The following is a 26,187-nucleotide window of genomic DNA, read 5'->3' as shown; positions in this document are numbered from 1 at the left end:
GCTTCTCCGGCCAGATGCGCACCCCCCTAGGCCGCCTGCCCTTGACCGGACAGGTCACGATGAATGGGCTCCAACTCCAAACAGGCGAACTGCAATTAGAGTGGGCAGGCGGACGCGCGCGGCTTAAGGGCCGCACCGCCATCGGGGCGCTCACCGTCAACGCGGATTTAGAATACACGGCCCAAGGGTTCTCCGGGAGCGCCGCTCTGGATTCGCCGTGGGTCTCTGCCGTCCTCAAAGGCGTGGAGGGCCGTCTCGAGGTAACCACCGCGGGGTACGCCGAACTTGTGGGCACCCTTTGGCCGGAAGTGCGCCTTTTGGGTACGCTGCGTCCTCCAGACCGCCTGTACCTTGCCTTAACGCCCCTGGACGTTGAGGTCCGCGCGGGCGAGGCTCGCGTGGGGACGGGATGGGTGCGTTGGACGGAGGGCGCTCCCCGCTTCCAGCTTGACCTGCCCTTCACGGTATGGGGCCGCCCAGCCCGCCTTGAGGCGGAAGGCGGCCTCACCGAAGGCCGGGTCGTGGTGGAGGGAGAGGGCCTTCACCTTGAAGGCGCTGGACCTTGGGAGGCGCTGCCGTTGGCGGGGCGGGTGGAACTCCCCAGGCTAGGCGGCGTGACCGTTGAAGGGCGCGCGAACCTTCCAGCGCTCGAGTACGCCCTGACCGTCCGCCCCGAAGCCTTTGCGGGGGAGGTCCGCCTTGAGGGGCAGGGGCTTGCGTTGCGCTACGCCGGCACCCTGCACAGTAACGGCGCCCTCACGCTAAGCGGCACGGAAACAAGTGCACGCCTGGAAGCCAAGGGCTTCGACCTCACCCCGATCGGGTTGCCGCTTACCCTGGAGGGCACCCTGCGTCAAAACGGCGTGCTGGAGGCGGACCTGCGCGCGATCAGTCCCTACGGAACCCTCCAGGCCAAGGGCAGCGGCGCCGCGCGCCTTACGCTCGAGAGCCCCTGGGGGCAAGGCGAGGGGTACTGGACCGGAAGCACGCTGGAGCTGCGCGCGGTGCTCGAGCACCCCTGGGTTGCAGGCACCCTCGAGCTTGCGGGGCCCCTCACGGCCCTGCGCGTAACGGGAAAGGGCACCTACCGCCTCCCCCTCCTCGAGTCCGCCGCGTGGCAGCTCGAGGCCGACCTGTCCTCGCAGGTGTGGGCGCTGCGCGGGCCGCTCGAGCTCGAGGGAGAGGGCCTGACCTACCAGGGGCAGGTGCGGTGGGCCTACCGCCTCGCTGGGCGGGCGGGGGTGTTGGAGGGCCGTTTGCAAGGGCAGGCGGCACGGGCGGTGTTGGAGGCCCAAAGCGATCTGGCCGGTCTGCCCCTCACGCTGCGCGCCGCGTACGCGGACGGGCTGCGCGCTGAACTGACCCTACCCCAAGGGGCCCTGCGGTACGCTGGGGGGGATCTCGAGGTCGTGGCCCTTGATCTGGCCCCCCTCGCAGCTGCGTTAGGGCTGGATGTCTCCGGCGTGATGCGCGGGCGACTCAGCGAGGAGATCCAGGGAACGCTTAAGGTGTACGGCCGCCCGGTCACGTTGCGGGCGTTTATGGCGGAGGGGTACCCGGTGGTGGAGGTGTGGGACGCGGCGCTCGAGGCCGGTTTGGCCGTGTATTTCGCGCGGCCGTGGCGCGTGGAGGGCCGCGGTGCGCTCGCGGGGCAGGCCACCCTTGGTGAAGCCTGGGCGGGCGGGTTGCGTTTGGCGCGCGGCGAGGTGCAGGCCGAGCTGACATTGGACGGCACGTGGCGCGACCCGCGCCTCACCCTGGTCGGGCAGGGGTATGGGGTGCAGGCTTCGGCCGAGATGCGCGGCGTGACGGTCCACCTCACCGCCCAAGGGCGGGGGGTGCAGCTCTCCGCTCAAGGCGCGTGGGACACCGCTCGTTACCAGGGAGAGGTGCGCTACACCGCCCCGCTGTTCAGCGGGTTGCTGCAGTTCAGCGGCACGGGGCTGCGTTATGAAGGCTCGGGCTACCTCGTGAGCCACGCCTACCTCAAGCAGGCGGGTCCCCTCCGGCTGAGCGGAGAGGGAACGGCGTGGCGCCTGACCTGGTCCGGCCCCGTCCAGATCACCGCGCGCGGCGCGCCGCGCCTTGCGGCCCTCGAGGTCCGCGGGTTAGGGACCGTGGAGGTGCCGGGGGCGGGCGCGCTGCGCTTCAACGGGGATTTAACCTATAACGGGCGGTTCAGCGGCGAAGCGGAGCTGGAAGGGCCGGACACCGCGCTTATGCTCCAGGGGCTGGGAGAGCGTCTCCGAGCCGAAGGCACCCTTCGTGGTGCTCAGCTCCAGCTCGGTGTGCGGTCGGACCTGAGCCTCGAGGGGTACCTGACCTACGCGGGGGGGTGGGGAGGGCGTCGGCTGGCGCTGGAAGCCGCGGCGTCCGGAAGCTTGAACGCTCCACGGGTGGAAGGTACGGGACGCCTCGAGGGGCAAGGCGCGGTGCTAGTGCTGACCTTTGGGTACGACCACGGCTTTTGGGGCCGCCTCGAAGGAGAGGGCGTTACGGCGCGGCTGGATCGGGGCAGCCTCACGGTCACGGCGGACGATTGGGATCTGGCGCCTTTCGTGGGTGCTCCGCTCGTGCTGGAGGCCCGTGGTGAGGGCGCGTGGGAAACCTTCGTTCTACCGCTCGAGGTTCGTGGGCCGGGGCTCGCGCTTAAGGGAGAAGCGCGCCTGCAGCCCACACGTCTCGAGCTTTCCGGCACCGTTCGCAGGGGAGCAGTGCGGTTCAGCGCGGACGCTGAGGGGGTGAACTTAACCCTTGACCTTCCAGATCCCGAGGTGCGCGGCGGGGTGGCTTGGCAGCCCGGTGTGGGCTTTTCCGGAGCGCTGCAGCTGAGCCTGGCCCTTCCAGGGGGTGGGGTGGCTGGCACGGTGGACCTCGATCAGGGGCACGCACGCCTGGAAGGGTACGGGGCGTGGCGCGGTACGCTCGAGCTAGGGCTGGATGGGGCCCCTACCCTGCAGGCGAACCTTGCGGGACCGTACGGCACCGCGGAGGGTTGGTTGCAGTTCGGGGCGGCGTACCAGGGACGCATGGACCTGGAGATCGCGGGCTGGGGCGGGGTGCGCCTGGAGGGGGGAGAGGCGGGGTTAACCCTTCAAGGCACTGGAGGCCTCGCGCCCTTGACGGCCGAGCTGCGTAAGGATCCGCTGCGCCTTGATTGGCGGTATGTGGGGGACTTACCGCGCGGTTGGGGTGCGTTGGACGCGACGGGGACGTGGCCTGGGGCGTGGCTCGAGGGGGTGTACCGGTACGCCGACCGGCAGGTGACGCTGCACGGTGAAGGGGATCGGCTTGTGCTCAAGGGAGAGGGGCTTGAGGGGGAGGTGCGCCGGGAGGGGCTGGACTTGCGGCTGGAGGGCTTCGGGCTGGGGCCGCTGGCGCTGAACGGCACGCTCCAAGGCGCGTGGCGCGCGGTGCAGGTCGCGCTCGATTGGCAGGCGGGTGGCATGAGCGGGGCGGTGCGGGGCGGGTACGACGGCGCCCTGCAGCTCGAGCTCACGGGGGATGTTGCGGGGACGCTGCGGTACGACACGGCCTGGCGCGGGGAGGTTGTGGTGCCGGGCGGGCGGCTCACGGTAGAAGGGCGGGGGGCGCCCGTGCTGGAGGGGCGCGTTTACGGGGTCCCGGTGCGGTTAAGCGCGAGTGCGTTGGCGCTTGGGGGGCTCCGGGTGGATTGGCGTGCCCGCACTGCGGCCGGCAGTTGGCGGTACGCGGGGATCAGCTTTACGGGAGCTGGCTCCGAGATTCGTGCCACTTACCCCGTGGGACCGGGGCGGTTGGAGGGGCGCTTCTCCTTAAAGGACCTGAGCCTTACCGTGACTCCTGAGGGCATCGGTTCGGGAGCGCTTCGCTACCGGAACGGAGTGGCGGGCGCGGTGACCCTCGAGCTGTACGGTTTCCAGGCCCGGATGGAAGGTGAGGGGAACGGCATCCGCCTTACCGGCCAGCACGAGGTGGCCGTGGGCCTGCCGTGGAAGACGGCCAGCCTGGAGGGGTGGCTGGGCCTGGATGGCACCTGGCGCTTCGCTTACCGGGCGGACGGGGTGCAGTTGGAGGGGGAAGGGCAACGGCTCGAGGGGCGGCTGCGTTTCGAGAGCCCTTGGGGGAACGGGAGCCTCCAGCGCGATAAGCGCTGGACGGGCGCCTTGGAGCTCGCGGAGTTCCCGATCCGGGGGCTGGGGGCGACGGCGACCGTGTCGTTGCGGGTTGAGGACGGGCGCTTGAAGGGCTCGGGGCGGGTGCGCGGAGAGCTTGGCGAGGCGACCTTTACGGTGGGCGGCGTGCTAGACGGGTACGCGCTGCGTGAAGCGCGGCTCGAGGCGGACGCCGCTGCGATCCGGGTGGAGGCCTTGCCGGGCGTTGCGCGGATTCTGCCGCATGTGGCGGGCCGCATGGACGGCACCCTCGCTTATGCGCAAGGGCGTTGGAGCGGCCGGCTGGTTAGCCGGGAGGTGCGCATTGCTGGGGAGGCCGTGCCGCTTACGATGCGCTTTTCCTGGGGGGGCTCCGAGGGCACGGCGGAGGTGCAGCTAGGGGAGAGCCGCTTCACGATCGGCCTGACCCACGGTGTGCTAAGCGTCAAAGGGCAGTGGGTGCGCTTCCCCTTGCACCTGGCGCTCGCGGCGTGGGCGGGACCGGTGGAAGGACAGGCCTTCTGGACCGGCGCGGTGCGCTTGGAGCTACCGTTGGCGGATCCCCGCCGGGCTACGGTGGTCGCGGCGGGCGAGCAGGTGCGCCTTGTAGGTGGAGGGAACGAGCTCGTGGGGCAGGCGGTGTTGCGCTTCGTGGACGGGACCCTGTTCGTGGAGCGCCTCGACATCCAGGGTACCGGGAGTTGGCAAGGGCACGGGTACTGGAGCCCCCGGGACGCGGACCTCGAACTAGTGCTGCGGGACACCGTCTTCACCCCGGTGCTGCGGCTGATTCCGGGCATGAACCGGTACGCGCCGAGCGCCTCGGGGACCGTGACGGTGCGGGCCAAGGGCCGCACCACGGAGGTCGCGCTGGAGGGACTGCGGTTCGCGCTGGGGCCGGTCTCCGGCTCGTTCGCTCAGGGGCGCATCACCTACGACGGGGATCGCCTCCAGGCGCAGGGAGAGGCGACCCTAGCCCAGCCGTACCCGGTGCGCGCGCGCCTTTCGGCGGAAGGCACCCTTCAGGCCTTCGAGGCACGAGGCGCGGGCGAGGCCACACTGCCCGGAGTGGGGCGGTTGACGAACCTCGAGGCGCGCCTCGTGTACCCCGACCTCGAGCTCACCGTGCAGTCGAGCACGGCGGCGCTCGAGGGGCGCTTGTCCCCGTTAGCGTTGCGTCTGGTGGGGCGCTTGCCCGTGACCTACCCGCAAGGGTATCTGCGCGAGGGGTGGGTGGAGGCGGACCTCACGCTTCGCGCACAGGACGGGGTGTACCGCTTGGGTGGGGCGGTGGAGGTGCAGCGGGCGGTGCTGGCCTTCCCCGAGGAGCGGCGGGAGGTGGTATTCCGGGAGGGGAGGAGCGCGCTGCCGTTGGTGTTTGATCGGGTCCGGATTCAGGCGGAGGGGGGCGTCATCCTGCAGGAAACTTTGGCGCAAGGGGAGCTGGGCGGGCAGGTCTTCCTGGCAGGCAGCGCGGCGAACCCCTTTTTAAGCGGGGAGGTGCGGGCGCTGCGCGGCAGTTTCTTCCTGGGGGAGCACCGTTTCGAGGTGACGGAAGGCACCCTGCGCTTTAGCCCATCGGACGGGTTGTTCCCCGAGGTGAACCTGACCGCAAGGACTCGCCTGGCGGTCGACGGCCGACCGATCACCGTCTTCCTGAGCGCCGAAGGGCGTTTCGTGCGGGAGGACGGGAGCCGCCGCCTGGTCCTCGAGCCACACCTCCGTTCGGACCCCCCCTACGACGAACGCGTGCTGTACGCCTTGCTGACGCTCGGCACGACCCGCCTGGCGGAAGTGCCGATCGAGCTGACCCAGGGGGCCTTGTCGGCAGCGGTGGAGAGCCTAGTGATCGGGCAGCTCGAGCGGGAGCTAGCGCGCGCCTTGGGGTTGGACGTCCTGCGGGTGGAGGCTCCGGTACTGACCGGAGGGGACCTCGCCGAGACCCGCTTCACGATCGGCAAGTACCTGAGCCCCGACCTGTTCCTCGGGTACCGGGTGGACCTTCAGGGTAACCAGCTCGTGTCGCTCGAGTACCGCGCGGAGGGCGCGCGGTTCGTGGCGGAGGGGGACGTTTCCCGCTCTCCTCGTCTGAACTTCTCGGTCTCGTACGCCCTCGAGCGGGATGTGGACCTCTTCTTCCAGATCGAAGGGGCGAACGAAGTGGAAGGGTCCGAGGTCAGTTTCGGGTTTGAGTGGCGCTTCTGATCACGCGACCTGGGGGCTTTCCTCGAGGGCTTGGAGCCCTAGCTCCGCGAGGCGGGCGCCCGCCTCGGTGAAGGGATGGAAGATCAGCGTGACCCCGACCGCGCGCAGCCGCTCGTCTTCCTCCGGGTAGTAACTCGTAGCTCCGATCAAGCCGGAAAACCCGCGCCGTCTGAGATGCTCCGCCGCGCGGATGCGGGCCTCGAGGTCCGGCAAGGTGAGCAGCACGCCTTGGAGCCCCTCGAGGCGCAGCCCTTCCCAAAGGGCGGGGTCCTCGGCGTCGCCGTACAGGACGCGGCGCCCTTCCGCCCGGTGCTGCTGGATCTTTCCGGGGTCCGCGTCGATCCCCGCGACGGGCTCGCCCTGCTCGCGGAGGAACTGGTACGCTGCGGTACCCGTGCGGCCCATGCCCACCACGAGGAAGCGGGCGCTACCTAACGAGACGGGTTCTTCGTCCGGGTGCCGGTTGGGGCGCTCGAGTTTGAGCAGCGGGGTTTTGAACCGCTCGTACAGCCCGTGCGCGGCGCGGTTTACCGGAGCGGTGATGACGAAGGACAGGGCTACGGTGAGCGCGAGGAGGGGAAGCCACGTGGCCTCCAGCAGCCCGCTGGCGACCCCGAGCTGGGCGGTGATCAAGGCGAACTCGCTGTAACTACCGAGCGCGAGCGCGGCGAGGAAGGCGGTGCGGGCGCGCAGGTTGAGGGCCACCAACAGTAGGAAGAACAGGGCGGCCTTAAGGGGCACGAGAAGCACCAGCCCCAGGCTGGTGAGCAGGGTTTCCAGGGTGAGGTGGCTTTCCAGGCCGATCTCGAGGAAGAACCCGACCAAAAACGCTTCCTTGAGGCTCCACAGGCTTTGGGAAAGCTCCTGGGCCCGGGGGTGGTCGGCGAGGATCATGCCCAGCACGATCGCGCCGAGCTCGCCGCTGAGCCCAACCGTTTCGAAAAGGCGGGCGCCGGTGAGGGCGAGACCGATTCCGTACAGGACCAGAAGCTCGGCGTGCCCGCTGCGTTCTAACAGACGGATGAAAAGGGGGCGCAGGACGGGAAGACCCAGCAACGCTAGCGCCCACACCGAGGGCGCGCCGGCCCCGGCGAAGGCGAGTAGAGCGACGGCAGCCAGGTCTTGAAGGATCAGGATGCCGATCACGACGCGGCCGTGGAACGCCCTGAGCTCGCGTTTTTCCTCCAGGAGTTTACCGGCCATCACCGTACTGGAGAAGGCCAGGGCCAGCCCGAGGAAGAGCGCCGGCCGCCAGTACAGCCCGCTCAGGCCCAGGACCAGGGTGCCGAGGGCGCTGAAGACGAGGAGATGCGCAAGGCCGGTGCCCCATACCTCTGGTTGGGACAGGTTCTTAAGCCGGACCTTGAGGCCCACGGAGAACAGGAGGAGGAGCACACCGGTGTGGGCCACCTCGTGCAGGAACGCCCCCCCGGTGAACCCCAGGGCGCCCAAGGCAAACCCGCCCCCCAGAAAACCCACCAGCGGCGGTAGCCCGACGCTTGCCGCTAAGAGGCCCATCCCGTACGCAATCCCGATCCACAGTACGTCCATCGCCCGCCCTCCGGGGGTAGGTTCATTGTACCTGGCACGGGAGGCTACTTCCCCACGCAGAAGTTGCGGAACACCCGGTCGACCACCTCCTCGGGCACGTCCTTCCCCAGGATGCGGTTCAGGGCCTCCACCGCGGCCTGGAGGGAGAGGCCCATCAGGTCCTCCGGTGCGTGTCGGGCCTCCAGAAGGTGCGCCCGCGCTTCGCGCAGCGCCTCAGCGTGCCGCTCGTTCGCGATCCACACCTCGCCTTCCGAAAGCCCGCCTAAAAGCCGCGTGCGGATCGCTCGGCGGAGGGCCTCGAGCCCTGCCCCGGTCTTGCTCGAGACCGACAGGTACTCGGGGTCCTCCCAAAGGGCGGGCAGGTCGGCCTTGGTCGCGACCTTGAGGGTGCGCTCCCACGGTAGTTCGGGCGGGGTGGGCTTGGGCTGGGTGCGGTCCGCGAGGAACAAAATGAGGTCGGCTTCCCGCGCGAGCTCGAGGGCCCGCTCGACCCCGGCGCGCTCCACGGCGTCCTCGGTTTCGCGCACCCCTGCGGTGTCCACCGCGATGACCGGCACCCCACCGATCTCCAGGGGGGCCTCGAGGTAGTCGCGGGTCGTGCCGGGGATGTCGGTGACGATCGCGCGGTCGTACCCGAGGAGGGCGTTGAGCAGGCTGGACTTGCCCGCGTTGGGCGCGCCGACGAGCGTGATGCGTGCGCCGTGAGCGGCCACGCGACCCGCAGCGGTGGTGGCGAGGAGCCGTTCGATCTCGGCGAGGACCTGGGCGATGACCCGTTCGGCCTCGTGGGGCTCCACGCCTTCCTCCGGGTAGTCGAGCAGGGCTTGGATGTGCGCGAGGAGGTCGAGGAGCCGCTGCGCGAGGGCCTCGATCTTGGTCGAGAGGGCGCGGGAGAGGCCGCGAAGGGCTTGGCGTCGGGCCGCGTCGGACTCGGCCTCGATCAGGGCCAGGACGGCCTCGGCTTGGGCGAGGTCCATCCGGCCGTTGAGGTAGGCCCTAAGCGTGTACTCCCCGGGGTTTGCCGGCCGCGCGCCGGCTTGGAGGCAAGCTTCCAGCACCCGCCGGAGCACTGCGGGGGAGCCGTGTACCTGGAACTCCACGGCGTCCTGGCCGGTGTAGGAACGGGGGGCGCGGAACACGAGCAACAGCCCCTCGTCCAGCACCTCGCCCGTCTCGGGGTCCACGACGCGACCGTAGCTGAACCGCCCGCCCGGCAGGGTGCGGGGGTCCGCACCCCGCCAGAGGCGTGCTGCGACCTCGAGGGCCTGGGGACCGGAGAGGCGCACCACCCCGATCGCGCCTTTCCCAGGCGGGGTGGCGATCGCGGCGATCGTGTCGTTTAGGGAGGGTAGGCTCATGCGGGGTTACGCAAGCGCCGCTCGTGCGGCCTCGAGCGTCTTCTCCAGGTCCTCTGGGGTGTGCGCCACCGAGAGGAATGCGGCTTCGAACGCCGAGGGCGGCCAGTACACCCCGCGCTTTAGGAGCCCGTGGAAGAACCGCTTGAAGACCTCCACGTCGGTGCGCACGGCGTCCTGGTAGCGGCGCACCGGCCCCTCGCAGAAGAAGACCGTGATCATGGAGCCCACGCGGTTCACGGTACCCGGCGTGCCGGTCGCGTGCAGGACCTCGTTCAGCCCCCGCTCGAGCTCGGCCCCCAGGGCCTCGAGCTGCTGGTAGTACTCGGGGTGCGTCCGGAGGATCTCGAGGGTCGCCACGCCCGCGGCCATCGCCAGGGGGTTCCCCGAGAGCGTGCCGGCCTGGTACACGGGACCCAGGGGCGCGACCTGCGCCATGATCTCGCGCCGGCCCGCGTACGCCGCGGCGGGCAGCCCCCCGCCGAGGATCTTCCCGAGCGTGATGAGGTCCGGCTCGAGCCCGTAGCGTTCGGTCGCGCCGCCAAAGGCGAGGCGGAACCCGGTCATGACCTCGTCCGCGATGAGGAGGGCCCCGTGCGTCTGCGTCAGGTCGCGCAGCGCCTCGAGGAACTCCGGCGTGGGCTCGAGCACCCCGGAGTTCCCCACCACCGGCTCGAAGATCACCGCCGCGATCTCCTCCCCGTACCGTTGGAAGAGGGCAGCGAGCCCTTCGGGGTCGTTGTATTCGGCGACGAGGGTGAGGCGCGCGTACTCCTCCGGGACGCCCGCGCTCGAGGGGCGGCCGAGGGTGAGGGCGCCCGAGCCGGCCTCGACGAGGAGGCCGTCCGCGTGCCCGTGGTAGTTTCCGCGGAACTTCACGATGTAGGGCCGCCCGGTGTACCCGCGGGCCAGGCGCAAGGCGCTCATGGTGGCTTCGGTCCCGGAGTTCACGAACCGTACCAGCTCGGCCATCGGGTAGGCGGCCCGCACGAGCTTGGCAAGTTCGATCTCGAGGGGGTGCGGGGCGCCGTAGGTGAGGCCTTCCTGGGCGACTTGGGTCACCCGTTCGACGACCGCGGGGTGCGCGTGTCCTAGGATGAGGGGACCCCAGCTCCCCACGTAATCGATGTACGCGTTGCCGTCCGCGTCCCAGACCCGGCTTCCTTGGCCGCGCACGAAGTAGCGGGGCGTGCCGCCCACGGCTTTAAAAGCGCGCACGGGGCTCGAGACCCCCCCGGGGATGTAGGCTTGGGCTTCTTGGAACAGCGCTTCGCTCTTTTCCGTTCGCATACCGTTACCAGTCTAGCGCCACCTGGGCGCGGAGGAGCGCGTCTCCGGTGGGGTGCGAGGCGATCTGGAGGAGCTGGCCGGCGGTGGCGATGCTGCTTTGGCCTTCGAAGTAGAGGCCGTAGAACCGGCCGTTCAGCATGGGGTTGATCCCGTACCGGAGGTGCTCGCGGCCCTCTAGTTTCTTGGTGAGTCCCTCCCGAAGCCAGACCGTGCCCTCTTCTTCCCGGGGGTTTGCGCTCCAGGGACCGCGCCAGCGCGCGGCGTTGGCAGAGGGTTGGATTAAGAGCCAGGCTCCGGCCGCGTCGGCCTGTTCGATAAGCGTTTCGTGGAACGCATCCAGGCAGATCAGGGTGGCGAGCTTCCCGATGCGGGTCTGGACCACCTGCGTTCCGTAGGGGCCGGGGGCTAGGAGGCTTTTGCGTTCGTCCAGGGTGAGGTGGATCTTGGGGACGCGGGCCAGGATGGTGCCTTGGGGGTTGAGAACGAGGGTCAGGTTGTGGGCTTCGCGGCTGCGCGCGTGATAGCCTCGGGCCGGCTCCCAGTCCACGATTGGGGCGAAGAGCGAACCCGCCACCAGGTAGGCTCGAGCCGCGCGGGCCGCCTCGCGGAAAACGCGCTCGTACACCGGCCAGACCTCGAGGCCCCGCAAGTGGTAGAAGACGCGGAGGGGAGGGACGCCTTGGCGTAGGGCGTACCGTAGGGCTTCGCGCCAGCGTTGCCCGAGGAGGAAGAGCGCGGCTTCAAGGGCGCTGGGCTTGTCGAGGGTTTCTTCGGGGGTATCCAGCCAGAACAGGAGAGGGAGGGCGAAGGCCTCGGGGAAGGCCACGACCCGCGCTTCGTCTTCGGGAAGGTCCTGTACGGCTTGTTGCGTCAGCTTCAGGACCCGTTCCTGGAAGGTCTCCGCGCTGCGGTAGGCCTCGGGGTGGATCTCGGCCTGGACCGCTACGAGATGGACGTTCACGTTACGCATTATAGGGTGGCGGGGGTATGGGCGTGAGGGAGAAGGGCGGGGGCGTATTCTGCGCAACATTAGACGATGAGATTTATGATATAAAAGGGGTAGTGGGATACCCCGTACGGGGTATCTAGATCGTGAAGTACGGAGGTAGATGAAGCATGCCGTTGCTGGGTGAACAAGAACAACGAATCGTGCGCGAACGACTCGCGACCCTAACCCGTGACGTGGAGGCGGTGTTGTTCACCGATACCTCCACCATCATCACGCCTGGGAAGGAGCCTTGCGTCTACTGCAAGGAGACCGAGCAACTGTTAAAAGAGCTCGAGGCGCTCACGGACAAGCTGCACCTCACCATCTACAACCTGGCCCTGCCGGAAGGGAAGGCCAAGGCCCAGGAGATGGGCGTGGAGGCCGCGCCGACGATCATCCTGCGCGAAAAAGGCTCAGACGCGACGAACCTGCGCTACCGGGGGATTCCCGCCGGGTACGAGTTCGCTAGCCTCCTCGAGGACATCGAGATGCTCGGGCGGGACGGGCACGGCCTCCCGGACGAGGTGGTCCAGGCCTTGAACGCGCTTCCCTCCCCGGTACGGATGCAGGTGTTTGTCACCCCCACCTGCCCTTACTGCCCGGCGGCGGTCCGCGTAGCGCACCGCTTCGCCTACGCCTCCCCCAAGGTCGTGGGCGAGATGATCGAGGCCCAGGAGTTCCCCAAGCTCTCGGACCGTTACGGGATCCACGGGGTTCCGGACACGGTCATCAACGAAGGCGCGGCCCGCGTGCTGGGGGCCCAGCCGGTCTCGGCCTTCCTCGAGGCCGTACAGAAGGCGGCGGTTCCGGCCTCGTAACCCGGCCAGCCGCTTGACACCTTCGCGGGCAGCGGCTAGACTAACCCATGCGGCTGTCGGGGAGTAGCGCAGCCTGGCAGCGCACCTCGTTCGGGACGAGGGGGTCGGAGGTTCAAATCCTCTCTCCCCGACCAAGCAGGGCACCCGCCAGGGTGCCTTACCTTTTGATGCCCTGGATCAAGGGCAACCCCCTGAAACCCCTGGGTGCGGGGTATCATTGCGGTAGGAGCCCATGCACGGTCGAGTCCACGCGCACTCCCACGAAGCCCGAGACGCAGCGCGGTGCGAATCCAGGAGGCCACGGTGCTGGTCGTTCTAGGCGGGCTCGCCCTTTTCCTCATGGGGCTTGCCCAGACCTCCGCAGCCCTCGAGGCCTTGGGGGGCACCTCGCTCCGCCGCCTCCTCTCCCGCGCGACGCGGGGTGTGCTGCGTCCCTTCGTGGCAGCTACCGCCCTTACCGCCGTAGTACAAAGCGGCACCGCCCTCACCGTCACCGTGATCAGCCTGATTGACGCCGGCGTGATCGCGTTTCGCGAAGGGCTGGCCCTCTCCCTAGGCGCGACCCTGGGCGGCACGGCCGCGCTGCAACTCGCGGCCTTCCGCGTCTTCGATTACGCCTTGCCCATGGTGGCCGCGGGGTACTTCGCCTCCCTGTGGGCACCCCTTCGGGAAGCAGGTCGTGCGGTGAGCGGGATCGGCTTGTTCTTTTTAGGGCTCGACCTCATGATCCGCGCCCTCGAGCCCGCCACCGAGGGCCCGCTGGCCGCGCTCTTGCTCGAGACCTTCAGCCAAAACCCCCTCCTCCTCGCGGGGTTGGGTTTCGTCTTCACTGCTCTCGTACACTCCTCCAACGCTACCGCCGCACTCGCGATGGCCCTCGCCCTGACCGAACGCCTGGACCTCGAGGCCGCCCTAGCCCTCGTCGTAGGCGGTAACGTCGGCACAATGCTCACGCCGCTCGTGGCCGCGGCCGGATCCGGCGTGGAAGCCCGGCGCGTGGCGCTCGCGCACCTGGGGTACAAGCTCGTGGCCGGCGTGGCCTTCCTCCTGTTCCTCGAGCCATACACGGAGTTGGTGCGCTGGGTGGGCGGGGGAGAAGCGCGGCTGGTCGCCAACGCCCACACGCTCTTCAACCTGATCGCCGCGCTGCCCGCTTTGGCTTTGATCCCCTTGATGGAGCGCGTGATGCGCCGAGTGGTGCCGGACACGGCGCAGGCCGTGCGCCCTAAGTACCTCTCCGAGGAGGCCTTGGCCTCCCCGGTGCTCGCGGTGAGCCTGGCCCTACGCGAGGTGGTGCGCATCAGTGACCAGGTGGCGCAGATCATGGGGGAAGCGGTGCGCAGCCTCGCTCAAGGGGAGCGGCGTTCGGAGGCGGTGCACTACCGGGAGGAGAAGGTGGACCGCTTAACCGAAGCGGTCGTGCTCTACCTCGCCAAGCTGCACGGTGAGGCCCGCACCGCCGTCGCGCTGAAGCTCCTCCTCCTCACGAACGCCCTCGAGCACCTCGCGGACCTGGTGCGCCGCCTCCTCAAGCAACAGGACAAGCTGCGTGCCAAAGGGCTCGAGTTCAGCCGCGAAGGGCGCGAGGAGCTCGCGGACGCGGCGGCGCGGGTGTACCGCCGCATGCAGGAAGCCTTCGCTGCGCTCGCTACCGGGAACGCCGCGCTCGCGCGCCGCATCGTGGCGGAACGGGAAGCGATGGAGGACTACCTGCAACGCCTGCGCCAGGCGCACCTGGGGCGGCTCGAGGCCGGCCGACCCGAGTCCCGGGCGAGTTCCGCGGCGCATCTGGATATGCTGATGACGCTGGACGCGATTGACGTGGGGCTGACTCGCGTGGCCGAGTTGGTCCCGGAAGTGCATGGAGGCGACGATGGGAAGTCTACGCATTCTGGGAGGGAAGGCGAAGGGCGTGCCCCTTAAGGTGCCCGCCTCGGCGCGCCCCAGCCCAGTCCGGGTGCGCAAGGCGCTGTTCGATTACCTCCGGGGGCGTTTCCCGCGGAGGGGACGGTTTTTGGACCTGTACGCGGGCTCGGGCGCGGTAGGGTTGGAGGCGGCGAGCGAGGGGTTTGCCGTGGTGCTGGTGGAGCGGGACGCGCAGGCCGTGCGGATGCTGCGGGAGAACCTGCGCCGCGCGGGGCTGCGCGCGCGCATTGAAGGGGTTGCGGTGGAGCGGTACCTGCTCGAGGCCCAGCGCAAGGGGGAGGTCTTTGATGTCGCGTTCATGGCGCCCCCGTACCCGATCGATCTGCTCGAGGCTTTCGGGCGGTTGTTGGAAAGCCGCGTTGTGCGGCCCGGAGGGGTGGCGATCCTGCAGCACCCGAGCGAGTTGTTCGTGCCGCTGGGGGAGCGGCGCGTGTACGGGAGTAACGCCTTGACCATCGTGAGCGTGGGGGAGGAGGAGCATGCACGCGGTGTATCCCGGTAGCTTTGATCCTTTCACGAACGGGCATCTGGACGTGGTGCAGCGGGCCTCGAGGTTGTTCGACCGGGTCACGGTGGCCGTGCTGGTGAACCCGCGCAAGGAGAACCGTTTTCTGTTTAGCGTCGAGGAGCGCCTGGCCATCATCCGAGAGGCGACGCAGCACCTGAACAACGTGGAGGTGGAGTCCTTTAGCGGCCTCTTGGCGGATTACATGCGCCACAAGGGTGCGCGGGTGATCGTCAAGGGGTTGCGGGCTGTTTCGGATTTCGAGTATGAGTTGCAGATGGCGCACCTGAACCGGCAGCTGAACCCGGAGGTGGAGACGTTATTCGTCATGGCGGCGACCCGTTGGTCCTACATTTCCTCGACGATGGTGAAGGAGATCGCGCGTTACGGTGGGGACGTTTCCCGCTTCGTGCCCAAGGCGACGGCCGAGGCCCTCGAGCGGAAGTTCGGCCACCAGAAGGGCTAAGGAGGGCATCATGGGACGACTGATTCGAGGGTTAGCGGGAGGAGGCGAGTTCCGGGTTCTCGCTGCCGACACCACGGATGTGGTCGAGGAGGCCCGCCAGCGGCACGGGCTCTCGCCCACCGCGACCGCCGCGCTGGGGCGGGCCATGACCGGAGCGGTGTTGCTCGCCTTCCTCTTATCCAAGACCCCCCGCGAGCGACTCACGCTGCGCGTGGACGGGGACGGGCCGCTGGGCGGGATCGTGGTGGAGGCGGCCCCGGACGGGAGCGTGCGCGGGTACGTCAAAAACCCGCAAGCGGAGGTTCCGCTGCGTTCGGACGGCAAGCTGAACGTGGGAGAGCTCGTGGGCGCGGGGGAGCTGCGCGTGGTGCGCGCGCTGCCGAGCGGGGAGTTGTACGAGTCCAGCGTGCCCCTGGTTTCGGGGGAGATCGCCGAGGATATCGCGCATTACCTGTGGCAGTCCGAGCAGATCCCCTCGGCCGTTCTCCTGGGCGTGCGGGTGCACGGGGAGGGCGAGGTGGAGGTTGCGGGCGGCATGGCCGTTCAGGTGCTCCCCGGGGCGGATGAGGCCGACATCCAGCGGCTCGAGCAAAACCTGGCGGGGATTAAGGGGTTTACCCCGCTCCTCAAGGCAAAGGGGTTGGAAGGCGCGGTGGCCGCGGTGATGGACGGTCTGGGGTTTGAGACGCTGGACCTGAAGCCCTTTGGGTACGCGGGCAGCGAGGTGCCCGTGGTTTTTCGCTGCCGCTGCAGCCGGGAGCGGGCCGTGGAGGCGCTGGTCTTTTTTACCCCGGAAGAGCGCGAGGACATGATCGTCCAGGACGGCGGCGCGGAGGTGATCTGCCACTGGTGCGGAGAGGTGTACCGGATCACGCCCGAGGAGATCCAGGGGTTGCGCGTCGAGCACGAGGTGCGTTGCCCGGACTGCGGGGAGATCTGGTACCGCCGCCGCGCCGACGGCCTCGAACTGGAGATTCCCGGGGACACCTGCCGCTGTGGGCGCAGGGTAGAGCGGCCGGAGGGGCCTGAGCCGCCCCAGGCTTGAGGTGACGGCGGGCAGGCGCCCGCCGTCACCTTAGGGTTTCGAGCAGGATGAACGCGAACATCCCCAGGCTGACCGCGACGTTGGCCTGAAAGAAGGCGATGTCCACACGGGAGAGATCGTCGGGACGGACCAGGCGGTGCTCGTAGGCCAGGATCAGGCCCACAAGCCCGACCCCTACGAAATACGCGGCTCCAGCTCCGTAGAGCACGCCCGCGATCAGGAAGGCCGTCCAGGAGGCGGCGTGGCTGATCCGGGCGATCCTGAGCGCGGCGGGGATACCGAAGCGCGCGGGGATGCTGTGCACGCGGTAGGCCCGGTCGAACCCGTAGTCCTGCGTGGCATAGAGGATGTCGAACCCGCTGATCCAAAGCGCCACACCAGCCCAAAGGGCAAAGGTCGCGGGCTCGAACGCGCCGCTCACGGCGATCCACCCGCCCGCGGCCGCGGCGCCGATCGTGAGCCCCAACCAGTAGTGGCACAACCAGGTGAACCGCTTGGTGTAGGAGTAGGCGGTCAGGAAGAAGACCGCGACCGGCAGAAGGCGCGCGGTTAGGGCGTTCAGGTTCAGCGCGGCCCAGGCGAGGAGCACGAACCCGATCCCCGCCAGGGCCAGCACCTCCCCGGGCTTGACGAGCCCCCGGGGCAGGTGGCGGTTCGCGGTTCGGGGGTTCAGCGCGTCGATCCGCCAGTCGATCAGGCGGTTTAAGGCCATGGCTGCGGTCCGCGCCCCAACCATGGCGGCCGTGACCCACCCGAAGACCGTCCAACCCGGCCATCCCCCCGCGGCGAGAAACATGCCGCCGTACGCGAAGGGCAGGGCGAACAGGGTGTGCTCGAAACGGACCAGGTCGAGGTAGGTCCGAACGCGTTGCATCAGCCCTTGCGCACCTCGGTGATGCGGTTGTGTTCGTCCACCAGCACCACGGTGGGCTGGACCCGGCGGGCCTCCTCCTCGTCGAAGAGGCCGTACGCCACGATGATCACAAGGTCCCCGGGCTTCACCAGGTGGGCCGCGGCCCCGTTGATGCCGATCACGCCGCTGCCGCGTTCGCCGGGCAGGGTGTAGGTGGTGAGGCGGTTGCCGTTGGTGATGTCGAGCACGTCCACCTGCTCGTAGGGTAGGATGCCCGCAGCCTCGAGGAGGTCCTCGTCGATCGTGATGGATCCCACGTAATTCAGGTCGGCCTGCGTCACGACCGCCCGGTGGATCTTGGCATGGAACATCGTCCTCTTCACGGTCCCCTAGTCTAAAGGCTCCTCAAGGGTTTCGGGTAGTGCCGCGTCCACGAACAAGGTCTTCGCCTGCGTGTACAATACTTGTCCGGGCGCCGCCTTGCGCGGGCGCCACACGTGTTTTTTGAGCGTGTAATCCACCGGCACGTTCCGCTCCCCCCGGGCCTTCGAGTGGTACGCCGCGAGCCGCGCCGCGAACAATAACGCCTCGAGCGGCACGGGCTTTCCGCCGCTACGCACGATGACGTGCGAGCCAGGCACCCCCTGGGCGTGCATCCACACGTCCATGCTGCGGGCCATGCGCGTTAGGAGGTCGTTCTCCTTGCTGTTCCGCCCGACCCACACCTCGAACCCGCCGGGGGCCGTGTACCGCAGCCCGATCCGGCTGCGCGCCTCCGCCCGGTCGCGTCGCAGCCGTTCGCGCAATGCCTCGAGCCCCGCCGTCCGGACGTGCTGGATCTCCGTTTCGAGGGCCGCCAGGGCCGCCCGGGTGCGGGGCTCGAGCTCGAGGGCGCGCTCCGCCAGGGCCTCGAGCCGCTTCGCGCGCGCGTAGTACCGTTCGGCGTTCTGCACGGGGGTGAGGGCCGGATCGAGCGGGACCTCGACCCACGTGCCCTCCTCGAACCCGGGCAGGCGCGCGGTGTTGGCGTGCGGGGGGATTCGGTCCGGGTAGGCCAGGAGGAGGTGCCCCCAGGTGCGGTACCGTTCGGCGTCCTCCAGGCGCTCGAGGGCCCGCGCGTAGTCCTCGAGGCGTTTTTCGAGGGTGCGGCGTCGCTTCTCCAGGGCGGCGAGCAAGGGTTTGCGGAGGGCTTCGGCCTTCTCTTGCTCCCAGGCCTGGCGGAGGGCTTCGCCGAGGTGGGTGCTTTTGAGGGGGTCTTGAACGAGGTCCTTTAGGGCGGTGTGAATCAATTCCAGGTGCTCGGGCGCGACGGGAGTGCCCGGGGTGAGGCCGGCCCGGCGCGCGAGTTCGCGGGCGAGGTTTGGCCCGATCCCGTCCACGTGCTGGACGAGCCCCTGGGCGAGGGGTTGGCCGAGAAGCGCCTGGAGGTCTTCCGGACCGAGCGTGCGCGGGTCAAGCTTGGTGTATGGGGGGGGTGGGGTGTAGGGTAGGCCGGGACGAAGCTCGCGGTAGCGGTTGATCTGCCGGTTTACCTCACGGTCCACGCCGAGGATCCGTCCCTCGGGGTCGGTCAGGATGAGGTTGGCGTTCCGCCCGGTGAGTTCGAAGACCAGCCGCGCCGGTGGAGTATCCACGAACCCCCGCTCGCCCTCGAAGGCCAGGGTCACCACCCGATCCAGTTGGTGCTGCTCGAGGGCCACGAGCCGCCCGCGGGCGCGGGTGGCGACCAGCCGCTGGAAGGGGGTCTTGGGGTCCCCCTCGAGCCGCTCTGGCTCGAGGGTGAGGATCGGGTGGGGGGGACGGTAGCGCAGCACGAGGTTCCCCAGGCCCTCGAGCCAGACGGCCGCGCTGCCCTCGTCGGGAAAGACCCAGCCTAGCGTACGGCGGGGCAGCTTGGGGGTGAGGTCCCGAAGGATCGCGTGGATGACGAGGCCTTCCACGGCTTACCCCTGGAGGCGACGCAGGACGGTTAAAAAGGCGGTGTGGCCCACCTGTTGGAACTTGGGGTGCGCCACGGGGGGGCGGACGTCCCACTCGCGGTGCCCCACCTCGATGACGCGCTCCACCAGGTAAGGGTACCCCCCCTCGTGGATCGTTTGGATGAGTTGCACCACCTGGGTGATGTTCGGCAGGTACGCGACGAGGGCGCGGTCGGGCTTGAGCGCCGGGGTGACGGCGTCCAGGACTTTCCAGGGCTCCATGAGGTCGAGGGCCACCCCGTCAAAGTACGCCTCGGGCAGCTCGGCCTTGGCCAGGTCCCCGACCTCGAAGCGCACGTTCTCCACCCCCCAGGCCTCCACGTTCTTGCGCGCGCGCTTGGAGAACGCGCCGCGCGCCTCGTAACTCCAGACCTCGCCCTCGGGGCCCACGGCCCGGGCGAGGAAGAGGGTGAGCCCGCCGGACCCGCTGCCCGCCTCGAGGACGCGGGAGGCGGGCTCGAGGTCCAGGAACATGATCATGGCAGCCGCGTCCTTGGGGTAGGTGACGGTCGCGGCGCGCTTCATGAGGAGGACGTATTCCTCGAGGGTGGGCTTGTGCACGGTGAGGCGCTCCTCCTGGTTGGTGTAGACGCACCCGCCGTAGCGTGCTTGGAGGATGTCCGCGTGCTTGACGCTGCCCTTATGGTGGCTGAACACCCCGCCTTCCACCAGCCGGAACAGGTATTTGCGGCCTTTGGTGTCGCGTAGGAGAACGAGGTCGCCGTAACGCATGCCTTTTACTTTAAGGCTTGCGCCATGCGGATGTACCGCCCATACGCCTCGAGGTCGTAGGGGTTGGGGAGCTTGAAGGGGCCGACGAACACGGTGGGGGTGCCGCGGAGCCCGAGGCGTTCGGCTTCCGCGAGCGCGGCCTCGACGCGCGCGCGGTACCGCCGTTCGGCGTAGCAGGTTTTGAAGGCCTCGAGGTCGAGGCCGGCCGCTTGGGCGGCTTTCAGGTAGTCCCCGACCCCTAGGGTGAAGAGCGTGTCGTGGAACGCCCAGAACGCGCCCTGTTCGGCGGCGCACTCGCTGGCCTCGGCGGCCGGGATCGCTTCGCGGTGGATGCGGTAGAGGGGGAAGTGGCGGTACTCGAAGCGGGCCAGGCCGGTCGTGATGTACCGAGCCTTGAGCTCGGGCAGCACCTCCCGGTGTAGCCGGGCGCAGAAGGGGCACTCGAAGTCCGAGTACTCCCGGATCGCAACGGGCCCGCTCCCGAGCACGTGGCGGGCCGGGCCGAACTGCGTTTCCGGCACCATGACCGGCCCTACGCTTAGGCGGAGCACGTCGTGGAGCTCGAGGGTCAGGGCGTGCGCGTCTCCAAGCCCGACGAGGACGGGGCCTTGGCCGCTCAGGCGGGGCGCGTTCTCGCGCATCCAGTCCGCGAAGGCCTCGATGACGCTGGGCGCTTGGACGGCTGCAGCGATGACCTCACCGGCTCGGGTGTAGTCGTCCGGTGGACCGGTGTAGTGGACCCGGTACACAAGCCCGTCCAGCGTCTCGAGCGTGAGGGAGGCGGGGCCGTACGTGTGGGTTAAGCCAGGTGCCGGAGGGAGGCCTAGGGTGTTGAGGAAGGCTTCGGGGGGCAGGCTGATCTGCGCGAAGGCCGGAATAGCGAAGCACCAGAGGACGAGTAAGGTACGCACGGGGCTTCCTGGTTCAGCACTTGAAGAATTCCTCGACGTCCACGACGAAGCACACGGCTCCGCCGACCCGCACCTCGACCGGCTGCGCCAGGAAGGGATCGGGCGCTTCCGCGAGGGGCACGCCCGGCGTGATGAGGCGAGTGCGGGTACGCCCCTTTTCCCGGATGATGGCCTTGACCGTCTCGACCTGGTCGTCCTCAACTCCGATCAACAGCGTGGTGTTGCCTTCGCGAAGGAAGCCGCCCGTCGAGGCGAGCTTGGTGGACTGGAACCCGTGTTCGCTCAGCGCCTTAACCAGCGCGGGAGCATCCGCGTCCTGGACGATGGTGATGAGGAGTTTCATTTGCCTTCATTGTACTACGTCCGCGCCGAGGCGCTCCCGGGCGTCGCGGGGTAAGGCGAGGAGGGCGCTAGATTAATCCCAACTGACGCGCGCGCACGAGCGCTTCGACGCGCCCTCGAGCGTCGAGCTTGCCGTAGAGGCGCTTGAGGTGGTCGCGTACCGTGTCGGGGGAGAGGTTCAGGTACCGGGCCATCTCCTTGGCGGTCATGCCGCGGGCGAGCAGCGTGAGGACCTCCCGCTCGCGCGCCGTGAGCTCGGGGACAGGGGGCGGCACGAAGCGGCCGGCGCGCCCCTCGGCGAGGTCCAGCACCCGCCGCGCGAGCTCGGCCGGGCTGACCTCCTTGGAAAGGTAAGCGTCGGCGCCGGCCTCAGCGGCTTGGTGCTGCAGGGCTGGCTCGGTGAAGGTCGTGAGCATCACGATCAGGCCGGTATACCCCTCCTCCCGCAGCTTCTTGGCCGCGCCGATCCCGTCTAAAAGCGGCATCTTCACGTCGAGCAGTACCGCGTCCGGGTCCAGGCGCAGCGTCTGCTGAACAGCCTCGAGCCCATTGGCGGCCTCGCCCACCACCTCGAACCCCTGCTTTTCGAAGACCGCCTTGATACCGAGGCGAAACAAGGGATGGTCGTCCGCGATTAATAAGCGCATGCCTGTAGGTCATTTTACCCGTTTGGTCGTGGCGGTAGAGGCGGGCGCGGCGCGCCACGGATCGGGGATCTCGATGCGCAAGCACGCGCCCGCTAGAGTTCCGGGTCGCAGCGTCAACCGGCCTTGGTGCGCTTCCGCTACCTGCCGGGCGATGTACAACCCAAGCCCGGCGCTTCCGGCGGGAACGCCGCGCAGGTGCTGGCTGCGAAACGGTTGGGAGAGGGCTTCCAGCGGTGCGGGCAGGCCAGGGCCGTCGTCCTCCACCTCGATCCAGCCGTCACTGGCGCGCAGGACGACCGTGTTGCGGGCGTGCCGGATCGCGTTGTCCACCAGGTTCGCGACCGCGCGCTCGAGCAACAACCGGTCCGCGCGTGCCGTGCCGCTCCCTTCGATCGTGACCTGTACGCCGTGGGCTTCGGCGTCCTCCAGGTGGCGGAGGCGGAGGTCCTCGAGGAGGGGGCGAAGGTTGAGGGGTTCGCGGAGGGGGCGGGTGGTTTCGAGGCGGCTTGCGGTCAGGAGGTTTTCGACCAGGCGGTGGGCGCGGGTGAGCTCGTGTTGGATCTGGCGCAAGAGTTCTTTGCGCCGTTCCTTTCCGATATCGTCTGCTTCCTCGAGGTAGGCCACGGCGCGGGCGGCGGCGAGGAGGGGGGTTTTGAGGTCGTGGGCGAGCGTAGCGAACACCATTTCGCGTGCTTGGGCCTCGCGGCGAAAGTGGTCTAGGAGGGCTTCGAACTGGGCCCGGAGTTCACGGACCTCCTGGGGGAGGGGGTGTTGGGCGGGGGGGAGGTGCAGCTCGGGGAGGTTGCGGGGGGAGATCTTGAGGTAGCGGAAGGTGCGGGTGAGTTCCTCCAGGGAGGCTAGAAGACGGCGGGTGAGGTAGAGCCCGCTTAGGGCCGAGATCACGGCGAGGAGGAGGATCCAGAGGATCAGGCGCAGGTCAAGGAGGGGGGGGCGCTCCGGGAGGGTGTGGAGCAGGCCGAGTACCACGAGAACGTTCGGGATGAAGGCCAGTAGGCTGATGGTGAGGGTGAGCCACACCTTGAGGCTGGCGGTCATGATCGCCCTTAGGATACCGGAACCGGAATAAAAAAGCGCGCCGGGACGGCGCGCTTTGGGGATGCGTAGGGTTAGGCTTGCGCCTGGGGTTTGGGGGCGGCGGAGTGCGCGATCGTGCGGTCGGTGTCCAGATCGAAGGCGTGCAGTCGGTCGAGGTCGGCGAGCAGCTCGACCTTGGTGCCGGGCTGCACGGGCGCGTGGCCGTCCACCCGAGCGATGACCCGGTGCTCTCCCACGCTCACGTGCACCTCGGTCTCCGCACCGAGGGGTTCCACCACCTCGACCGTTCCGGTGAACACGTTGTCCTTTTCGGGGATGTGCGTCCACCCTTTGAGGCCCAGGTGCTCGGGGCGCACCCCCAGCCAGACCTCCTTGCCGTTGTAGGCCTTGAGCTCCTTGCCAAAAAGGGCGTTGGCTTTGAGGCTAAACCCGGTGTTCTTGAGCCAGACCGCGTCGCCTTCCGCTTCGACCCGTGCGCGGAGGAAGTTCATCGCGGGGCTGCCGATGAAACCGGCGACGAAGCGGTTTACGGGGAAGTCGTAGAGGTTGAGGGGGGTGTCCACCTGTTGGATCTCCCCGTCCTTCATCACCACGATGCGCTGTCCGAGCGTCATGGCCTCCACCTGGTCGTGCGTGACGTAGATGGTGGTGACGCCGAGGCGGCGCTGGAGCTTGGAGATTTCGGCGCGCATCTCGACGCGCAGCTTCGCGTCCAGGTTGGAGAGCGGCTCGTCCATCAGGAAGACGTTGGGTTCGCGCACGATCGCGCGGCCCATCGCGACGCGCTGGCGCTGTCCGCCGGAGAGCTCGCGCGGTTTGCGGTTCAGGAGGTGCTCGATCTGGAGGAGCTGGGCCGCCTCCCGTACGCGGCGATCGATCTCCTGGCGGGGCACCTTCCGCAGCCGCAGGCCGAACGCCATGTTTTCGTAGACGTTCATGTGCGGGTAGAGCGCGTAGTTCTGGAAGACCATCGCGATGTCGCGGTCTTTGGGGGGTACGTCGTTCACGAGACGGTCCCCGATGTAGATGCGCCCTTCGCTGATCTCCTCGAGGCCCGCGATCATGCGTAGGGTGGTGGTTTTGCCGCAGCCGGACGGCCCGACGAAGACCACGAACTCGCCGTCCTCGGTTTCGAGGTTGAAGTCTTTGACAGCGACTACCTTGCCGAAGCGCTTCCAAACATTTTCCAGCTTGACCTTTGCCATCTGCCCCTCCTCCTCCCACGCTGTGAGCCCAAGGCCCATCGGGGAGCGGCTTTCGGAGTACGACCACAGTCTACCGACTGTCGTGCGGCGCGGCAAGGCTGGGGATCGCAATAACCCAGCGCCGGAGCTTCCCGGCGCTGGGTTAGCGGTGTGCGTTACTGGGCGGGTTTTTCGATGGGCACGCCGACGAGGTTGCCCCACTCGGTCCAGGAGCCATCGTAGTTGGCGACGTGCGCGTAACCCAGGAGGTACTTCAGGACGAACCAGGTGTGCGAGCTGCGCTCGGCGATGCGGCAGTACACGATGATTTCCTCGTCCGGCGTAACCCCCTTGGAGGTGTAGAGCGCCTTGAGTTCCTCAGCGGACTTGAAGGTGCCGTCGGGGTTCACCGCCTGGGCCCAGGGGATGTTTTGGGCCCCGGGGATGTGTCCGGCGCGCAGCGCGCCTTCTTGCGGGTAGTTCGGCATGTGGGTGAGCTCCCCCCGGTACTCCTCCGGGCTGCGCACGTCCACCAGCGCGCCCTTGCCGTCCTTGACCTTGAGCAGGTGCTCGAGCACGTCGTCGCGGTAAGCGCGGATCGATTCGTCGCGGTACCTCACCCGGTAGTGGCCCTTGGGGAAGCTGGGCACCTCGGTGGTGAGGGGGCGTTCTTCCTCCACCCATTTCTGGCGGCCGCCGTTCATGATGCGGATGTCCTCGTGGCCGTTGTACTTGAAGAACCAGAAGGCGTAGGCGGCCCACCAGTTGTTCTTGTCGCCGTACACGACGACGGTGGTGTCGTTGGAGATGCCGAGGCGTTCCATCAGAGCGGCGAACCGATCCTCGTCGATGAACTGCCGCGTGACCGGGTCCCAAAAGTCCGCCTGCCAGTCGATCTTCTGGGCGTTGGGGATGTGCCCCGTGTCGTAGAGCAGGATGTCCTCGTCCACCTCTAGGATGCGCACGTTGCTGTCGTTTAGGTGAGTTTGAACCCAGTCCGTGCTGACCAGCACCTCGGGATGCGCGTACTGACCCATACCTTCACCTCCCCCAGGTAAGCATACCCTTGAGCGGGGTAGTGTGGGGATCATGGCGTTACATTGCGGACGAGCGTGGTTTGCGTATCCGGTACATGGTAGCCGAAGGGCGCTTTAGCTACAGTAAGGGATGGGATGGAGATGCGCGTTGGTATTAACGGCTTTGGTCGAATCGGACGGCTGTTCCTCCGGATTGCGAAGACGCACTACCCGGACCTGAAGGTCGTCGCGGTGAACGGCACGCGGGACGCCCAGACGCTCGCGCACCTCTTCGAGTACGACAGCGTGTACGGAAAGTACGCCGGGACCGTGGAGGTGCTGGATGAGCACACCTTCGCGGTGGACGGCGAGCCCGTTCGGGTGTACCGCGCGCCCACGCCGCGGGAAGTGCCGTGGGAGGAGGCCGGGGTGGACCTCGTGATCGAGGCGAGCGGACGGTTCCGCGACCGCGAGACCGCGGCGGGCCACCTCGAGGCGGGCGCGAAGAAGGTCATCATCACCGCGCCAGCAAAGGGCGAGGACATCACCCTGGTGCACGGCGTCAACCACGCGGCGTACGACCCGGAACGGCACCACATCATCTCCGCGGCTAGCTGTACGACCACGGCCCTGGCTCCGGTGGCCAAGGTGCTCCACGAGGCCTTCGGCATCCGGCAGGGCAGCCTGACCACCGTGCACGCCTACACCGGGGACCAGCGCATCCACGACGGCACGCACAAGGACCTGCGCCGCGCTCGCGCTGCGGGGGAGAACATCGTGCCGACCTCGACCGGAGCCGCCAAGGCCCTCGGCAAGGTGCTGCCCGAGCTCGAGGGCCGGATGACCGGGGTGGCCTACCGCGTGCCCACCCCGACGGTCTCCCTGCTCGATTTGATCCTGGAGCTGGAGGGGAATCCCGATCCCGACGCGGTGAACACCGCGCTGCGCAAGGCGAGTGAGACGGAGCTTGCGGGGGTGCTGGCCGTGAGCGAGAAACCGCTGGTTTCGAGCGACTATAAGGGCGACCCCCACGCCGCGATCGTGGATGGGCTGCTGACCCAGCGGATCGGCGAGAGTCTGGTGCGGATCGTGGCCTGGTACGACAACGAGTGGGGGTACACTGTGCGCGTGGCGGCGCTCGCCGCGGAGGTGGCGCGCCGGGTCCCGGCCCTTTGCTAAACCCGG

21 protein-coding genes and 1 tRNA gene (1 of these 22 cut by a window edge) are annotated in these 26,187 nt (G+C 68.4%); 8 read left to right on the top strand and 14 right to left on the bottom strand.

The features are described 5' to 3' along the window. Window positions 1–6,338 carry the 3' portion of a translocation/assembly module TamB domain-containing protein gene (locus MARKY_RS06760; protein ID WP_148230411.1) on the top strand. The gene continues 1,627 nt to the left of window position 1, outside the view, so only the last 6,338 of its 7,965 coding nucleotides appear in the window; its start codon lies beyond the left edge, outside the window; the stop codon is at window positions 6,336–6,338. Here the strand turns inward: MARKY_RS06760 and MARKY_RS06755 are convergent, their stop codons facing one another. The 4 genes from MARKY_RS06755 to MARKY_RS06740 are packed head-to-tail and all read right to left on the bottom strand — an operon-like array spanning window position 6,339 to window position 11,504. After that, entirely contained in the window at window positions 6,339–7,889 is a 1,551-nt protein-coding gene (locus MARKY_RS06755; RefSeq protein WP_013704133.1) for a cation:proton antiporter family protein, read from the bottom strand. Between the two features lie 44 nt (window positions 7,890–7,933). Then, a complete protein-coding gene (gene mnmE / locus MARKY_RS06750) occupies window positions 7,934–9,247 on the bottom strand; it encodes a tRNA uridine-5-carboxymethylaminomethyl(34) synthesis GTPase MnmE (protein WP_013704132.1) in 1,314 nt (437 codons plus the stop codon). A 6-nt stretch (window positions 9,248–9,253) separates the two neighbouring features. Then, complete coding sequence (hemL, locus tag MARKY_RS06745) at window positions 9,254–10,534, bottom strand: glutamate-1-semialdehyde 2,1-aminomutase (protein WP_013704131.1); 1,281 nt, start codon at window positions 10,532–10,534, stop codon at window positions 9,254–9,256. A gap of 4 nt (window positions 10,535–10,538) precedes the next feature. Next, window positions 10,539–11,504 (bottom strand): nitrilase-related carbon-nitrogen hydrolase, encoded by a 966-nt coding sequence (locus tag MARKY_RS06740; RefSeq protein WP_013704130.1) that lies wholly within the window; start codon window positions 11,502–11,504, stop codon window positions 10,539–10,541. Between the two features lie 146 nt (window positions 11,505–11,650). Between MARKY_RS06740 and pdo the strand changes: the two genes are divergently transcribed. The 6 genes from pdo to hslO all read left to right on the top strand — a co-directional run bounded on the left by pdo (window position 11,651) and on the right by hslO (window position 16,282). After that, window positions 11,651–12,340, top strand: a complete 690-nt coding sequence (pdo, locus tag MARKY_RS06735) for a protein disulfide oxidoreductase (protein ID WP_013704129.1) — start codon at window positions 11,651–11,653, stop codon at window positions 12,338–12,340. A 57-nt stretch (window positions 12,341–12,397) separates the two neighbouring features. Continuing rightward, window positions 12,398–12,474, top strand: a tRNA-Pro gene (locus MARKY_RS06730). 148 nt (window positions 12,475–12,622) lie between these two features. After that, a complete protein-coding gene (locus tag MARKY_RS06725; RefSeq protein WP_245526766.1) occupies window positions 12,623–14,263 on the top strand; it encodes a Na/Pi cotransporter family protein in 1,641 nt (546 codons plus the stop codon). Beyond that, window positions 14,214–14,768: an RsmD family RNA methyltransferase gene (locus MARKY_RS06720; RefSeq protein WP_013704127.1), complete on the top strand. Its 555-nt coding sequence runs from the start codon at window positions 14,214–14,216 to the stop codon at window positions 14,766–14,768. The genes MARKY_RS06725 and MARKY_RS06720 overlap by 50 nt, the downstream gene beginning before the upstream one ends. Further along, on the top strand, window positions 14,746–15,237 hold the full coding sequence (gene coaD / locus MARKY_RS06715) for a pantetheine-phosphate adenylyltransferase (RefSeq protein WP_013704126.1): 492 nt from the start codon (window positions 14,746–14,748) through the stop codon (window positions 15,235–15,237). Before MARKY_RS06720 ends, coaD begins: the two co-directional genes overlap by 23 nt. Window positions 15,238–15,247: 10 nt before the next feature. Further along, entirely contained in the window at window positions 15,248–16,282 is a 1,035-nt protein-coding gene (gene hslO, locus MARKY_RS06710) for an Hsp33 family molecular chaperone HslO (RefSeq protein WP_013704125.1), read from the top strand. A 25-nt stretch (window positions 16,283–16,307) separates the two neighbouring features. On the opposite strand, the gene mqnP is transcribed toward hslO, so the two are convergent. The 10 genes from mqnP to MARKY_RS06660 form a co-directional block, all read right to left on the bottom strand. Beyond that, window positions 16,308–17,156, bottom strand: a complete 849-nt coding sequence (gene mqnP / locus MARKY_RS06705) for a menaquinone biosynthesis prenyltransferase MqnP (RefSeq protein WP_013704124.1) — start codon at window positions 17,154–17,156, stop codon at window positions 16,308–16,310. Continuing rightward, on the bottom strand, window positions 17,156–17,506 hold the full coding sequence (gene panD, locus MARKY_RS06700; RefSeq protein WP_013704123.1) for an aspartate 1-decarboxylase: 351 nt from the start codon (window positions 17,504–17,506) through the stop codon (window positions 17,156–17,158). Before panD ends, mqnP begins: the two co-directional genes overlap by 1 nt. An 18-nt stretch (window positions 17,507–17,524) precedes the next feature. Continuing rightward, on the bottom strand, window positions 17,525–19,075 hold the full coding sequence (locus MARKY_RS06695) for an Rqc2 family fibronectin-binding protein (RefSeq protein ID WP_013704122.1): 1,551 nt from the start codon (window positions 19,073–19,075) through the stop codon (window positions 17,525–17,527). Between the two features lie 3 nt (window positions 19,076–19,078). Beyond that, window positions 19,079–19,846: a tRNA (adenine-N1)-methyltransferase gene (locus MARKY_RS06690; RefSeq protein WP_013704121.1), complete on the bottom strand. Its 768-nt coding sequence runs from the start codon at window positions 19,844–19,846 to the stop codon at window positions 19,079–19,081. 5 nt (window positions 19,847–19,851) lie between these two features. Continuing rightward, window positions 19,852–20,757, bottom strand: a complete 906-nt coding sequence (locus MARKY_RS06685; RefSeq protein ID WP_013704120.1) for a DsbA family protein — start codon at window positions 20,755–20,757, stop codon at window positions 19,852–19,854. A gap of 13 nt (window positions 20,758–20,770) precedes the next feature. Further along, a complete protein-coding gene (locus MARKY_RS06680) occupies window positions 20,771–21,100 on the bottom strand; it encodes a cyclic-di-AMP receptor (protein ID WP_013704119.1) in 330 nt (109 codons plus the stop codon). A gap of 67 nt (window positions 21,101–21,167) precedes the next feature. Then, window positions 21,168–21,746 (bottom strand): response regulator transcription factor, encoded by a 579-nt coding sequence (locus MARKY_RS06675; RefSeq protein ID WP_013704118.1) that lies wholly within the window; start codon window positions 21,744–21,746, stop codon window positions 21,168–21,170. A gap of 9 nt (window positions 21,747–21,755) precedes the next feature. Then, window positions 21,756–22,802, bottom strand: a complete 1,047-nt coding sequence (locus MARKY_RS06670) for a sensor histidine kinase (RefSeq protein WP_013704117.1) — start codon at window positions 22,800–22,802, stop codon at window positions 21,756–21,758. A 71-nt stretch (window positions 22,803–22,873) separates the two neighbouring features. Next, a complete protein-coding gene (locus tag MARKY_RS06665) occupies window positions 22,874–24,007 on the bottom strand; it encodes an ABC transporter ATP-binding protein (protein WP_013704116.1) in 1,134 nt (377 codons plus the stop codon). Window positions 24,008–24,162: 155 nt separating this feature from the next. After that, window positions 24,163–25,023, bottom strand: coding sequence for a sulfurtransferase (locus MARKY_RS06660; RefSeq protein WP_013704115.1), 861 nt, complete (start codon window positions 25,021–25,023; stop codon window positions 24,163–24,165). A gap of 141 nt (window positions 25,024–25,164) precedes the next feature. On the opposite strand from MARKY_RS06660, the gene gap reads away from it, so the two are divergent. After that, the gene (gene gap, locus MARKY_RS06655) at window positions 25,165–26,181 is read left to right on the top strand and encodes a type I glyceraldehyde-3-phosphate dehydrogenase (RefSeq protein ID WP_218916192.1); all 1,017 of its coding nucleotides are present in this window, start codon (window positions 25,165–25,167) and stop codon (window positions 26,179–26,181) included. Window positions 26,182–26,187: the final 6 nt, after the last annotated feature.

The organism is Marinithermus hydrothermalis DSM 14884 (genome assembly GCF_000195335.1).
In the GTDB taxonomy this organism is placed as follows: domain Bacteria; phylum Deinococcota; class Deinococci; order Deinococcales; family Marinithermaceae; genus Marinithermus; species Marinithermus hydrothermalis.
This window is presented reverse-complemented; position numbering and strand designations above follow the sequence as displayed.

Bases quoted from the DNA above. Each gene is read 5' to 3' on its own strand.
- MARKY_RS06755 (WP_013704133.1), bottom strand. From the start codon at position 7,889: ATGGACGTACTGTGGATCGGGATTGCGTACGGGATGGGCCTCTTAGCG.
- mnmE (WP_013704132.1), bottom strand. From the start codon at position 9,247: ATGAGCCTACCCTCCCTAAACGACACGATCGCCGCGATCGCCACCCCG.
- hemL (WP_013704131.1), bottom strand. From the start codon at position 10,534: ATGCGAACGGAAAAGAGCGAAGCGCTGTTCCAAGAAGCCCAAGCCTAC.
- MARKY_RS06740 (WP_013704130.1), bottom strand. From the start codon at position 11,504: ATGCGTAACGTGAACGTCCATCTCGTAGCGGTCCAGGCCGAGATCCAC.
- pdo (WP_013704129.1), top strand. From the start codon at position 11,651: ATGCCGTTGCTGGGTGAACAAGAACAACGAATCGTGCGCGAACGACTC.
- MARKY_RS06720 (WP_013704127.1), top strand. From the start codon at position 14,214: ATGGGAAGTCTACGCATTCTGGGAGGGAAGGCGAAGGGCGTGCCCCTT.
- coaD (WP_013704126.1), top strand. From the start codon at position 14,746: ATGCACGCGGTGTATCCCGGTAGCTTTGATCCTTTCACGAACGGGCAT.
- hslO (WP_013704125.1), top strand. From the start codon at position 15,248: ATGGGACGACTGATTCGAGGGTTAGCGGGAGGAGGCGAGTTCCGGGTT.
- mqnP (WP_013704124.1), bottom strand. From the start codon at position 17,156: ATGCAACGCGTTCGGACCTACCTCGACCTGGTCCGTTTCGAGCACACC.
- panD (WP_013704123.1), bottom strand. From the start codon at position 17,506: ATGTTCCATGCCAAGATCCACCGGGCGGTCGTGACGCAGGCCGACCTG.
- MARKY_RS06690 (WP_013704121.1), bottom strand. From the start codon at position 19,846: ATGCGTTACGGCGACCTCGTTCTCCTACGCGACACCAAAGGCCGCAAA.
- MARKY_RS06680 (WP_013704119.1), bottom strand. From the start codon at position 21,100: ATGAAACTCCTCATCACCATCGTCCAGGACGCGGATGCTCCCGCGCTG.
- MARKY_RS06675 (WP_013704118.1), bottom strand. From the start codon at position 21,746: ATGCGCTTATTAATCGCGGACGACCATCCCTTGTTTCGCCTCGGTATC.
- MARKY_RS06670 (WP_013704117.1), bottom strand. From the start codon at position 22,802: ATGACCGCCAGCCTCAAGGTGTGGCTCACCCTCACCATCAGCCTACTG.
- MARKY_RS06665 (WP_013704116.1), bottom strand. From the start codon at position 24,007: ATGGCAAAGGTCAAGCTGGAAAATGTTTGGAAGCGCTTCGGCAAGGTA.
- MARKY_RS06660 (WP_013704115.1), bottom strand. From the start codon at position 25,023: ATGGGTCAGTACGCGCATCCCGAGGTGCTGGTCAGCACGGACTGGGTT.
- gap (WP_218916192.1), top strand. From the start codon at position 25,165: ATGCGCGTTGGTATTAACGGCTTTGGTCGAATCGGACGGCTGTTCCTC.